General features: G+C 64.8%; 8 protein-coding genes. 6 read left to right on the forward strand and 2 right to left on the reverse strand.

Features of this window, described 5'->3' with window-relative positions; translation table 11 throughout:
• Positions 1-17 precede the first annotated feature (17 nt).
• On the forward strand, positions 18-1577 hold the full coding sequence (gene purF / locus ABD059_RS11425; RefSeq protein ID WP_343880090.1) for an amidophosphoribosyltransferase: 1560 nt from the start codon (positions 18-20) through the stop codon (positions 1575-1577).
• Entirely contained in the window at positions 1574-2698 is a 1125-nt protein-coding gene (gene purM / locus ABD059_RS11430) for a phosphoribosylformylglycinamidine cyclo-ligase (RefSeq protein WP_343880092.1), read from the forward strand. Before purF ends, purM begins: the two co-directional genes overlap by 4 nt.
• A gap of 99 nt (positions 2699-2797) precedes the next feature.
• On the opposite strand, the gene ABD059_RS11435 is transcribed toward purM, so the two are convergent.
• Complete coding sequence (locus ABD059_RS11435; protein WP_343880094.1) at positions 2798-3034, reverse strand: DUF3073 domain-containing protein; 237 nt, start codon at positions 3032-3034, stop codon at positions 2798-2800.
• A gap of 286 nt (positions 3035-3320) precedes the next feature.
• On the opposite strand from ABD059_RS11435, the gene ABD059_RS11440 reads away from it, so the two are divergent.
• Positions 3321-4862 carry a prolipoprotein diacylglyceryl transferase gene (locus ABD059_RS11440; protein WP_343880095.1) on the forward strand — a complete coding sequence of 514 codons (1542 nt, stop codon included), beginning with the start codon at positions 3321-3323 and terminating at the stop codon, positions 4860-4862.
• Here the strand turns inward: ABD059_RS11440 and clpB are convergent.
• Positions 4859-7456, reverse strand: coding sequence for an ATP-dependent chaperone ClpB (clpB, locus tag ABD059_RS11445; protein WP_343880097.1), 2598 nt, complete (start codon positions 7454-7456; stop codon positions 4859-4861). The genes ABD059_RS11440 and clpB overlap by 4 nt on opposite strands.
• Positions 7457-7804: 348 nt before the next feature.
• On the opposite strand from clpB, the gene betT reads away from it, so the two are divergent.
• From betT to ABD059_RS11460, 3 genes are read left to right on the forward strand one after another with little or no spacing between them, the layout of a single operon-like run.
• A complete protein-coding gene (gene betT, locus ABD059_RS11450; RefSeq protein ID WP_343880099.1) occupies positions 7805-9946 on the forward strand; it encodes a choline BCCT transporter BetT in 2142 nt (713 codons plus the stop codon).
• Positions 9943-11430, forward strand: a complete 1488-nt coding sequence (locus tag ABD059_RS11455; protein WP_343880101.1) for an aldehyde dehydrogenase family protein — start codon at positions 9943-9945, stop codon at positions 11428-11430. Before betT ends, ABD059_RS11455 begins: the two co-directional genes overlap by 4 nt.
• A gap of 2 nt (positions 11431-11432) precedes the next feature.
• Positions 11433-13031: a GMC family oxidoreductase gene (locus tag ABD059_RS11460; RefSeq protein ID WP_343880103.1), complete on the forward strand. Its 1599-nt coding sequence runs from the start codon at positions 11433-11435 to the stop codon at positions 13029-13031.
• Positions 13032-13044: the final 13 nt, after the last annotated feature.

The following is a 13044-nucleotide window of genomic DNA, read 5'->3' on the forward strand; positions in this document are numbered from 1 at the left end:
CGTGAGAGAATGATGCAATGGTTCGCGGTGACGGAAATCTTTCCCATGACCTTCTTCCAGGCGAGAAGGGGCCCCAGGATGCCTGCGGCGTATTCGGTGTCTGGGCTCCCGGCGAGGAGGTAGCCAAGCTCGCCTACTACGGCCTGTACGCCCTGCAGCACCGCGGCCAGGAGTCCGCGGGTATCGCCACCAGCAACGGTGAGCGGATCAGTGTCTATAAGGACATGGGCCTGGTCTCCCAGGTCTTCGACGAGACCACCCTCAACACCCTCGAAGGCCATATCGCTGTGGGCCACTGCCGGTATTCGACCACCGGCTCCTCCAACTGGGCCAACGCGCAGCCGACCCTCGGCGCCACCGCCGTCGGCACCGTTGCCCTCGCCCACAACGGCAACCTGACCAACTCAGCCGACCTTTACCAGATGGTCCTCGCGCGCCATGGCAAGCCCCGCAGCGGCGAAATGGCTCAGGGCAACACCTCTGACACGGCGCTGGTGACCACCCTCCTGGCTGGCGACGACGGCCGCTCCCTTGAGGAAACCGCCCTCGAACTGCTCCCCAAAATCAGCGGCGCGTTCTGCTTCGTCTTCATGGATGAAGGCACCCTCTACGCGGCCCGGGACCCCCACGGCGTCCGTCCCCTGGTCCTTGGTCGGCTGGAACGCGGTTGGGTGGTCGCCTCCGAGCAGGCCGCCCTTGCCACCGTGGGCGCCAGCTTCATCAGGGAAATCGAGCCCGGCGAATTCATCGCCATCGACGAGGACGGCGTCCGGACCCGCAAGTTCGCCGCGCCCACCAAGGCTGGCTGCGTCTTTGAGTACGTTTACCTGGCCCGGCCTGATGCTGCCATCGCTGGCCGCTCGGTGTACGAGGCCCGCGTGGAAATGGGTCGGCAGCTCGCCCGCGAGAACTCAGCCGAGGCCGACGTCGTCATCCCCGTCCCCGAATCGGGCACCCCTGCCGCGGTGGGGTTCGCCGAGCAGTCGGGTATTCCGTTCGCTCACGGGTTCGTGAAGAACTCCTACGTGGGCCGCACTTTCATCCAACCCAGCCAGACCCTCCGCCAGCTCGGCATCCGCCTGAAGCTCAACGCGCTGGAGTCAGTCATCCGGGGCAAGCGGATCATCGTGGTGGACGATTCCATTGTGCGCGGCAACACCCAGCGGGCAGTGGTCCGCATGCTCCGTGAAGCTGGCGCGGCGTCGGTGCACGTCAAAATTTCCTCCCCACCGGTCCGTTGGCCGTGCTTCTACGGCATCGACTTCGCGTCGCGGGCCGAGCTCATCGCCAATGGCGCAGCAGTGGAACAGATCAGCAACTCGATCGGCGCTGACAGCCTGGCCTACATTTCCGAAGACGGAATGATCGCCGCCACCGAGCAACCCCGCGAACGGCTGTGTACCGCCTGCTTCACCGGCGACTATCCAATCGCGCTCCCGGCTGAGGAACGCCGGGGCAAGAATCTCCTGGAACGGGTCGATCCCGCCGACGATCCTGGCTCCAACGGCTGCGATCCAGGGCCAGACAGTGAGCTCGAGGCAGTGTTGACCGACGAAGACAAGAAAGAACGGGTATGACCTCCAACTCCCCCATCACCTATGCCAGCGCCGGAGTTGACGTCGAAGCTGGCGACCGCGCCGTTGAACTGATGAAGGACGCCGTCCGGGCCACCCACGGGCCCCAGGTCATCGGAGGGGTGGGCGGATTCGCCGGACTCTACGACGTGTCCCGGCTCCTGACCTACCGCAAGCCCCTGCTGGCAACGTCGACCGACGGCGTCGGCACCAAGGTGGCCATCGCGCAGGCGATGGATATCCACGACACCATCGGGTTTGATCTGGTGGGCATGGTGGTCGACGACATTGTGGTGGTTGGCGCCGAGCCCCTCTTCATGACCGACTACATTGCGTGCGGCAAGGTGGTGCCCGAGCGCATCGCCGACATCGTCCGGGGGATCGCCGCCGCCTGCTCGGTGGCGGGCACCGCCCTGGTGGGTGGCGAGACCGCTGAACATCCCGGGCTGCTTGGAGAACATGAGTACGACGTCGCCGGCGCCGCGACCGGCGTGGTCGAGGCGGATTCGCTGCTCGGTCCAGACCGGGTGCGTGCTGGCGATGTCGTCATCGGGATGGCGTCCTCGGGCCTGCACTCCAACGGCTACTCGCTGGTCCGGCGGATCATCAACCAGGCTGGCTGGGCGCTGGACCGCCAGGTCAGCGAACTGGGGCGCACCCTCGGCGAAGAACTTCTGGAGCCCACCCGCGTCTACGCCGCGGATTGCCTGGACCTGGCGCGTTTCTTGCCCGTTGCCGACGCCGCCGGCGTGCACGGCTTCAGCCACGTCACCGGCGGCGGTCTGGCCGCCAACCTGGCCCGGGTACTGCCGCATGGCCTGGAGGCAACGGTGGACCGCTCCACCTGGGAACTGCCCGCCATCTTCAAGCTGGTCGCCGAACTCGGCGCCGTGCCATTGCCGGATCTCGAACGCACCTTGAACCTCGGTGTGGGAATGGTCGCGGTGGTGTCCGCGCCGGCAGCCGACGCAGCTATTGCCCGGTTGACCGAGCGCGGCGTCCCCGCCTGGGTGATGGGCCAGGTCGCAGCGGCCTCCAATGAGTCCACTGACGGACCGGATTATGTGCAGGGCGCCAAGGGCGTCGACGGTGGATCAGTGCGCCTGGTCAACCAGTACGCCTAGGCCGGGCCGGTTTCCTTTCCCGCGCAAAAAAGTGGGGTACCCGCAGAATCGCCGTTGCACGACGGCTATTTTGCGGGTACCCCACTTTTTTGTGCTGACTCAACCAGTGCGGCGGGATCCGCCGTCGTCCTCGTCGTCGTCCAGATCTGCATACTTGTCTTCGTAAGCCGAGTAGTCCGGTTCAACCGGCTCCATCGGATCCGTAGAACGTTTGGAGGCTCGCTCGCCTGGGCCTGTGAGCTCTCGCTGCAGTGCCGTGTAATCAGTCGCGGGGCTGAAATACTTCATGTCCCGAGCCTGCTTGGTAGCTTTTGCCTTTTGACGGCCGCGCCCCATGGCGTGACCCCCTTTTGCGTCGATCCGGAGGTGGTCACTGGGGCCCTATCGGCCCAAGGCTGCAGCGAGGCCCCGGAGTATTTGGTCAATTTGTCGTAACTATAGATTACATGCTTTCCCAGCCTCCGCGTGCGCACTCCCTGCCACCCAAAGATCGCCCATCTTCGTCAGTACACTTGGTTCCACCGGTTCCCGCCTACTGCGACCAAAACTTGGCTAAAGTCGTAGCAGAGGAGCCTGCAGTGAGGGCGGACGCACAAGAACGTAGAAGGCAGGGCGGAACATCATGAGCGATCAGGAGCGCACCCCGCGGGACTCCGAATCCGATCCGGCAAAGGACGGCACTGAGGAGCACCAATCCGAGCCAATCCACGTCGCTGAACCGCAGCTGGTCGATCCGGATACCGTGCAGCTCAGCGACGCCGAGGTGTCCCCCGAGACGGTCGAGCCGGAATTGTCAGTCTCCGCCGACGACGTTCAGCTGGTTGAGCCCTCTCTCAACCCGGCGCGGATCAGCGAAGACACCGCACGCGCTGCATCGCTGGAGGAGATCGCCGCCGAAGCCCGCCGGGTCGAGCAGGAGGCCCTTGATGCGGGCCTACTCGTCGCCGGCACAGTCCCCACGGCAGACCCGACCACGAAGGCCGCTCCCGCCGGGACAGCTCCCGCCGGCGGAGCGGCGGGCGACACTACCGCTGGGGACACGGATTCCGCAGACGTCAGCGCTGACGGCAGTACCGGCGGTCGTTCTGACGCCGCCGACGAGACACCTGACGCGGAACCAGGCGACGTACCCAGGGACACTGACGCGCCCGTGACCACCGAAGATTCCGAAGACGATCCAGGCGATGCAGACGATGCAGACGCCGTCGAGAATGCGGACGAAGTGGTTGCCCTAGAGAGCACGGACACCACCAGGGCACTGCCGAGCTTCGCCGCCGACGGAGACGCCCCGGAGTGGGCCCCCGCAGTCACTGATGCGCAGCGGTGGGACCGCCTCTTTGAAACCACCGGCCCCGAACCTCACGCCAGTGCAGCAACCGGAATTGACTCAGACGCTGAGCCAGGAGCGGACACCGAGATACCCAGCCCGGCCCCAGCGTCGGAAGCCGCGACCACCGACCCGGCAGACCTTCCCGCGGGAATGAGGGCAGCGCCGCGGACCAGCCCCGGCACTCCAGAAGGGCCGACCGGCCCGCAGGGCAGCTACCCCGAGCAGCCGTCCGAGCCCCCTGCTGAACCTACCGGAGGCCCCTATGGGCTGCCCCCGGCCGGCACACGGCGTCGCGACAGTCGCCAGGTGGCCAGCAGCGGCAAGGACAAGCGGGGGCTCCTGATCGGCGGTGTGCTCCTGGGGCTGCTGGCCCTGGGGCTCCTGATCTGGGGCCTGGTCTCGCTCATCACCGGCCTGACGGCGTCGCCGGAGCGAGAACCCCTGGGCAACGGCACGCCGGGCGCTGACGGGATCATCGCCGAGAACGTCATGCCGCTGGACCTCGAAGAGGGCCAGTGTCTACGGGACTTCGTGGACATCAACAGCGCCTCAACGGTGGTGACCTGCTCAACACCCCACAATGCGCAGCTCTTGGCCAGCGACCTCTACGCGGACGACGCCGAGTTCCCCGGCGACGAGGCGCTGGCTCTGCGCGCGCAGGAGGTATGCGACGGCGTCGACCTCGACGAGACCGCCGCAGCCCGCTACGAGAACCTCGAGCTCCTGCGCGTCACCCCACGCGAAGGTGCCTGGTCCGACGGGGACCGCCGGGTCGACTGCCTCGTGACCAGCGATGAGGGCAACGTCATTAGCGATACCCTGATCAACAACTAGCTCGTCTCAAACACCTCGGCAGCGACGCTGAGGCCATCAGCGTCAACCACCCGGTCCACCAGAACCGTATCCCCGTCGTTGATGGTTCCCGCCAGGATGCCTCGCGCCAGGCGGTCCCCTATTTCGCGCTGCACCAACCGGCGCAGTGGCCGGGCGCCATACGCAGGGTCAAACCCGGTGAGGGCCAGCCACTCTCGGGCTGCGTCGGTGACCGTCAGGTTCAGCCGTCGCTCGTGGAGCCGGGAGGCGAGCGACTGCACCTGCAGGTCGACGATCCGCGACAGCTCCTCGAGCGTGAGGGCGTCGAAGAGAACCACATCGTCCAGCCGGTTCAGGAACTCGGGTTTGAAACTTGCGTTCACCACCGACATCACCGCGTCGCGCTTCGCAGAGTCCGCCATCGACGGGTCCACCAGGAATTGGGAGCCCAGATTGGACGTCAGCACCAGGATAACGTTACGGAAATCAACGGTGCGGCCCTGCCCATCGGTGAGGCGGCCGTCGTCGAGCACCTGCAGCAGGATGTCGAAGACTTCCGGGTGCGCTTTTTCCACCTCGTCGAGCAACAGCACGCTGTAGGGGCGGCGGCGGACGGCTTCCGTGAGCTGACCGCCCTCCTCGTAACCCACATAGCCCGGAGGGGCTCCGACGAGTCGGGAGACCGAATGCTTTTCGGAGTACTCGGACATGTCGATCCGCACCATGGCGTGCTCATCGTCGAACAGGAAGTCGGCGAGCGCTTTCGCCAACTCGGTCTTCCCCACCCCGGTAGGCCCCAGGAAGAGGAACGACCCGGTGGGCCGGTCGGGATCTGAAATCCCGGCACGGGCGCGGCGGACAGCGTCCGACACCGTCGTCACTGCCTTGGACTGCCCGATCAGCCGCGAGCCAATGACCTGCTCCATGTGCAGAAGTTTCTGGCTTTCGCCCTGGAGCATGCGTCCGGCCGGGATGCCCGTCCAGGCGGAGATCACCTCGGCAATGTCGGTGGCTGTGACGTCCTCCGCAACCATCGGCAACGGGGTGTCCTCAGGTTCGGCCTCCTGCGCGGCGTCGAGTTCCCGCTGCAGGGTAGGGATTTCGCCGTAAAGCAGCCGCGAGGCCTGCTCCAGGTCGCCGTCGCGCTGGGCCCGCTCGGCCTGCGACCGCAGATCCTCGAGGGCGGCCTTCAGGTCTCCCATCCGGTTGAGGCCCGCCTTCTCGGCTTCCCAGCGAGCGTTGAGTGCTGCGAGCCTTTCCTTCTGATCGGCCATATCGGCTCGCAAGGCGTGGAGCCGGTCCTGGGAGGCGTCGTCGCTTTCGCCCGCCAACGCCAGCTCTTCCATCGTCAGTCGGTCGACTGAACGGCGCAGCTGATCGATTTCCTCGGGCGCCGAGTCGATCTCCATGCGCAGCCGTGACGCCGCCTCGTCCACGAGGTCTATCGCCTTGTCCGGGAGGCGTCGACCTGAGATATAGCGGTTGGACAGGGTGGCTGCGGCCACGAGGGCCGAATCGGCGATGGTCACCTTATGGTGCGCCTCGTAGCGTTCCTTGAGGCCGCGAAGAATACCGATGGTGTCCTCCACACTTGGTTCACCAACGTAGACCTGCTGGAACCGCCGTTCCAGGGCGGCGTCCTTTTCGACGTTCTTGCGGTACTCATCGAGGGTGGTGGCACCGATGAGTCGCAGCTCGCCGCGAGCCAGCATTGGCTTCAACATGTTCCCGGCGTCCATTGACCCTTCAGAAGCGCCAGCACCGACCACCGTGTGGAGTTCGTCGATGAACGTGACCACCTGGCCGTTGGCGGACTTGATTTCCTCGAGGACTGCTTTCAGCCTCTCCTCAAATTCACCCCGGTATTTGGCCCCCGCGATCATGGAGCCAAGGTCGAGGCTGATCAGGGTCTTGTCCCGCAAGGATTCGGGGACGTCGCCGGCAACGATCCGCTGGGCAAGGCCTTCGACCACTGCCGTCTTTCCCACCCCCGGCTCACCGATCAGCACGGGGTTGTTCTTGGTGCGGCGGGACAGTACCTGGATGACTCGGCGGATCTCGCTATCCCGGCCGATCACCGGGTCAAGTTTCCCCGACCGGGCGATCTCCGTCAGGTCGACGCCGAATTTCTCCAGCGCCTGGAAGGTATTCTCCGGCTCCGGGGTGGTCACCCGCCGGTCACCGCGAATACCCGGCAGAGCAGCCGCAAGGGCCGCACGTGAAGCACTTGCGTTGTTCAGGATGGTGGCGGTTGAGCCGGTCCCGGCGGCAATCCCCAGGAGCAGGTGCTCGGTGGAGATGAAGCTGTCGCCCAGCGTCTCGGCCTCCTGCTGGGCGGCTTTGATAGCTTGCAGGGTGTCGCGGGAGAACTGCGGCTGCGCCGTTGACGTACCCGACGACGACGGGAGCGCCTTGATCGCGGTGCTCGCCCGGGTGCTGACGGCGTCAGGGTCGGACCCGGCGGCCTTCAGCAAAGCAACAGCAACGCCGTCGCGCTGGTCCATCAGCGCTTTCAGCAGATGCGCGGGCTCGACCTGAGGATTGCCTGCGGTCGAAGCATTCATGGCAGCGGCGGACAGCGCTTCCTGGCTTTTGGTGGTGAACTTCGCGTCCATGTCTCAACCTTTCAAACAGCAATAACCTTAGAGTTGAGTGTACCCCGCTCAACTTAGCGCCGACCCGTGAAAGCTGCTGGTTCGCTGACAGCAGACAGTTCCTGCACCGCCCCCCAGTAGAACACCGCCACGTGTTGGCGGGTAGGGCCCTTAGCCCTAGGTACGCCTGAATCAAGAGTTCGGTTGCAGATCCATCACGAAGCACTGATTCGCTGGTAATTTTTAACCCACAACTTGGGGGGAGAAGACCAGGTTGGTAGCGTTGACAGGCCCGTCGCACCTTCACCCTCGCAAAAACCTGCACAGTTCAGTTGTAGTCCGACGCGGCGTCGATCAACGATAAGGCAGATGATGAGTCAAGAGATCAAAGCACGGCCGGACTCCCCCGGCGAGCCGAGTCCAGAACCAACCCCAGCGCCACAAACCAGAGTCAACAAGACGGTCTTTATCGGCTCGGCCGTCGGCATTCTGGCAATCACCGCCTGGGCCATCGTCGCCCCTGGAAACGCCGAAGCCGTCATTGGCACCCTGGTCAGTTGGGTCTCAGTCAATATGGGCTGGTACTACTTCCTGGTCGTCACCCTCGTGGTCATTTTCGTTCTGGTGGCTGCGCTCACCCGGGTAGGTAAAGTCCGGCTGGGACCGGACCACTCCAAGCCCCAGTTCAGCATGTTCACCTGGGCTTCGATGCTGTTTGCCGCAGGCATCGGCATCGACCTGATGTTCTTCTCGGTGGCTGAGCCCCTTACCCAGTACCTTGCACCTCCCCAGGGCGCTGGCGAGACAGTTGAGGCCGCCCGGCAGGCGATGGTCTGGACTCTCTTCCACTACGGGATCACCGGCTGGGCACTGTATGCCCTGATGGGTCTGGCTCTTGGCTTCTTTGCCTACCGCCACAATCTGCCCCTGAGCATCCGTTCGGCGTTGTACCCCATCTTCGGCAAGAAGGTCGAGGGTCCCATCGGGCACACAGTGGATATCGCAGCACTTTTGGGCACCATCTTCGGCATCGCCACCTCCCTGGGCATCGGCGTCGTCCAGCTGAACTACGGGCTGACCCTCATGTTCGGTCTGCCGGAGAACCTCGCGGTGCAGATCGGCCTCATCGCCATCGCGGTCGTGATGGCAGTCGTCTCCACCGTGTCAGGTGTTGAAAAGGGCATCAGGCGCCTGTCCGAGCTGAACGTCCTGCTGGCCGGCGCCCTCATGCTCTTCATCCTGATCGCCGGGAAGACCAGTTTCCTGCTCGACGGGATCATCCAGAACACCGGCGACGTCCTCAGCCAGTTCCCCGGCATGACCATGGACACCTTCGCCTATGACCGGCCCGACGAATGGCTGAGCGGGTGGACACTGTTCTTCTGGGCCTGGTGGATCGCCTGGGCGCCCTTCGTGGGGCTCTTCCTGGCCCGCATCTCCCGCGGCCGCACGATCAGGCAGTTTGTCCTCGGCGTCATGATCGTGCCCTTCACCTTTATCCTGCTGTGGATCTCGATCTTCGGTAACAGCGCCCTCGACATTGTGATGGGCGGGAACACCGAGTTCGGTGAAGTGGGGATGAACAATCCGGAGCGGGCCTTCTATGGACTGCTGGAACAGTATCCAATGGCGCCGTTGATCATTGCGATTGCTACCTTCACGGGCCTGCTCTTCTACGTCACGAGTGCCGACTCCGGTGCACTGGTGATGGCCAATTTCACCTCCCATCTCAAGGACGCCAACTCCGACGGCCCCAAGTGGCTCAGGGTGTTCTGGGCGCTCGTGACCGGCGCCCTCACCCTCGCCATGCTGTCCGTCGGCGGTGTCCTGACTCTCCAAAATGCGACAGTGGTGATGGGGTTGCCCCTTTCAATCCTGCTGCTGTTCATCATGTACGGGCTGTACAAGGCCCTGAAGGTCGAAAGCTCCCGGATGGACAGCTACCGATCGTCCCTCCCCGGGATCATCTCCAGCAGATCCGGCAGTGAAGCACGCGGCGGACGCAGCTGGCGCCAGCGGCTCACCCATGTCCTGACCTACCCGGGCCGTAAACAGGCCCAGCGGTTCATCGACGAGGTGGCCCGCCCCGCTCTTCAGGAAGTCCACGACGAACTCGCCACCCAGGGCGCCGACGTGACGTTGACCTCCGGTAGCGCCGGGCCGGGTGGGGTTGGCCACGTGGACCTGACAGTCAACCTGGGCAGCGAACGCGCGTTCAAGTACCAGGTGTACCCCGTGCAGTACGACACGCCGTCGTACGCCTTAAAGAGCGCCTCCACCACCGACAAGTACTACCGGATAGAGGTCTTCTCCCTCGAAGGCAGCAACGGGTACGACCTCCTGGGCTACACCAAGGAACAGGTCATCACCGACGTGCTGGACCACTACGAGACACACCTCGAATTCCTGCACAGCAACCGTGCAACGCCCGGCAACACCGCAATCACCGACGACCACCTGGCCTCCGACAACTGGGAAGCCGACTTCACCAACACTGAGGAGCGCTCATGAGTACCGCAACACTGTTCATCGATGGCACCTGGGTAGCCGCTTCCGACGGCGGTACCCGGGAGATCCACTGCCCCGCTGACGGCACCCTCGTCGGCACGGTCTCCGAAGGGACCGCCGACGACGCCGTCGCCGCCATCGCCGCAGCACGCTCGGCATTCGACCGTGGCGAATGGGCTGCTGTGCCCGCACCCGAGCGCGGTGATTTCCTTCTGAAGGTTGCTGCCCGCCTGCAGGAGCGCAAGGCGGAGTTTGCGCGGGCCGAAACCCTGGACACGGGGAAGCGTCTGGTCGAAAGCGAGATCGACATGGATGACATCATTGGCTGCTTCACCTACTTCGGGAAGCTCGCCGGCCAGAACCAGGGCCGCCTGGTGGACCCTGGAAACGCTGCAGTGGTCAGTCGGATCGAATACGAGCCGGTAGGTGTCTGTGGCCTCATCTCACCCTGGAACTATCCGTTGCTGCAGTCCGCCTGGAAGATTGCCCCCGCGCTGGCGGCTGGCTGCACGTTCGTCCTGAAGCCCAGCGAGCTCACCCCCCACACCTGCATGCTCATGATGGACGTGCTGGATGAGCTCGGACTACCCAAGGGGGTGGCCAACCTGGTGCTCGGCGCCGGGGCCACCGTCGGGGCGCCGCTCTCCGAGCACGTCGACGTCGACCTGGTCTCCTTCACCGGCGGCCTCGAAACCGGGAAGAGGATTGCCGCCGCTGCATCGGCCACCGTGAAGAAGGTGGCTCTGGAACTGGGCGGCAAGAATCCCAACATCGTCTTTGCCGATGCCGACTTCGACGCCGCCCTGGACAACGCGCTGAACGCTGCGTTTGTGCACTCGGGACAGGTGTGCTCTGCCGGGGCCCGACTGATCGTCGAGGAATCCATCGCCGAACGCTTCACCGATGAACTGGTGCGGCGCGCACAGCTGATCCGGTTGGGGGGACCCTTCGATGAGGACGCCGAAACCGGCCCACTGATCTCGGCGGCGCACCGGGACAAGGTGACGGCCTATGTTCAGAAGGGAGTCGCTGAGGGCGCACGCCTGCGCTGCGGCGGCACCTGGGGCACCGGCGACCTGGAACAGGGTTTCTATTACACACCCACCGTGCTCGACCAGGTGGAACGGGGCATGTCGGTAGTGGTCGACGAGGCCTTCGGCCCGGTGGTCACCGTCGAGACGTTCACCGGGGAAGAGGAGGCAGTGGCGATCGGCAACGACACCCACTACGGTCTCGCCGGCGCGGTCTGGAGCCAGGACGCCGGGAAGTCCCAGCGGGTTGCCCGGCGGCTGCGCCACGGCACCATCTGGATCAACGACTTCCACCCCTACCTGCCGCAGGCCGAGTGGGGCGGGTTCGGGCAGTCAGGTGTGGGGCGCGAACTGGGGCCGACCGGCCTGTCCGAATACCAGGAGGCTAAGCACATTTACCACAACATTGATCCGCAGGTCACCGGCTGGTTTGCGGACCGTAAAGAGGAGCAGTAACCGTGTCTGATCCAATAACAGTGACTGACCAAATCGAGAAGACCGACTTCGACTACATCGTGGTCGGCGGCGGCTCCGCGGGCGCCGCCGTCGCAGCACGCCTCAGCGAGGACCCTGCTGTGGAGGTGGCCCTGGTTGAAGCCGGGCCAGACGACCGCGGCGTGGACCAGATCCTCCGCCTCGACCGGTGGATGGAACTGCTGGAATCCGGGTACGACTGGGACTACCCCATCGAACCGCAGGAGAACGGCAACTCCTTCATGCGCCATGCCCGCGCCAAGGTGATGGGCGGCTGCTCCAGCCATAACTCCTGTATCGCCTTCTGGGCGCCGCGGGAGGACATCGACGAGTGGGAAGCGAAGTTCGGCGCGGAGGGGTGGAACGCCGAGACCGCCTACGCGCTGTACCAGCGCCTGGAAACCAACGAGGACGCTGGCCCGGATGCTCCGCACCACGGCGATGCGGGCCCCGTGCACCTGATGAACATTCCGGCGTCGGACCCCTCGGGCAAAGCACTGCTTGATGCCTGTGAACAGGCGGGCATCCCGCGGGTCCACTTCAACACCGGGGCGACGGTGATCAATGGTGCCAGTTTTTTTCAGATCAACCGGCAGGCCGACGGCACCCGCGCTTCATCTTCGGTGTCGTATATTCACCCGATCATGGAACGGCCCAACTTCACCTTGCTGACCGGCCTGCGGGCGCGGGAACTGACGTTCGACGTGGACAATCGATGCACCGGTGTCGACGTCGTCGACTCCTCCTTTGGGCGGACCCATGCGCTCACCGCGCGGTCCGAGGTGATCCTGTCAGCGGGAGCCATCGATTCCCCGAAACTGCTGATGCTGTCGGGCATCGGCCCTGCCGAGCACCTGAGGACACATGGCATTGATGTCCGGGTGGACTCCCCCGGGGTGGGCGAGCACCTGCAGGACCACCCGGAGGGTGTCATCCAGTGGGAAGCCAAGCAGCCGATGCCTGAGACGTCCACCCAGTGGTGGGAAATTGGTATCTTCACCACCACTGAAGACGGACTGGACCGGCCCGACCTGATGTTCCATTACGGATCCGTGCCCTTCGACATGCATACGTTGCGGCAGGGGTACCCCACCACCGACAACGGGTTCTGCCTTACCCCCAACGTTACCCACGCGCGGTCACGCGGGACGGTGCGGCTGCGCAGCCGGGACTACCGTGACAAGCCGATGGTGGATCCGCGCTACTTCACTGACCCCCATGACATGCGGGTCATGATTGCGGGCATCCGGAAGGCCCGGGATATTGTCGCCCAGCCGGCCATGGCGGAATGGGCTGGCCGCGAGCTGTACCCCGGCCAGGACGTGCAGACGGATGAGGAGATTACCGACTACATCCGCCGGACCCACAACACGGTCTATCACCCGGCCGGCACGGTGCGGATGGGGGCGCCCACCGACGACCTTTCGCCGTTGGACCCCCAGCTGCGGGTGAAAGGGGTGACGGGTCTGCGCGTCGCTGACGCGTCAGTGATGCCCGAGCTGACCACCGTGAACCCGAACATCACCACCATGATGATCGGCGAACGGTGCGCGGATCTGATCAAGCAGACCCGGCCAGCTTAGGCGCTCCAGGGTT

It is taken from the genome of Arthrobacter flavus, assembly GCF_039526005.1.
Classification (GTDB): domain Bacteria; phylum Actinomycetota; class Actinomycetes; order Actinomycetales; family Micrococcaceae; genus Arthrobacter_D; species Arthrobacter_D flavus.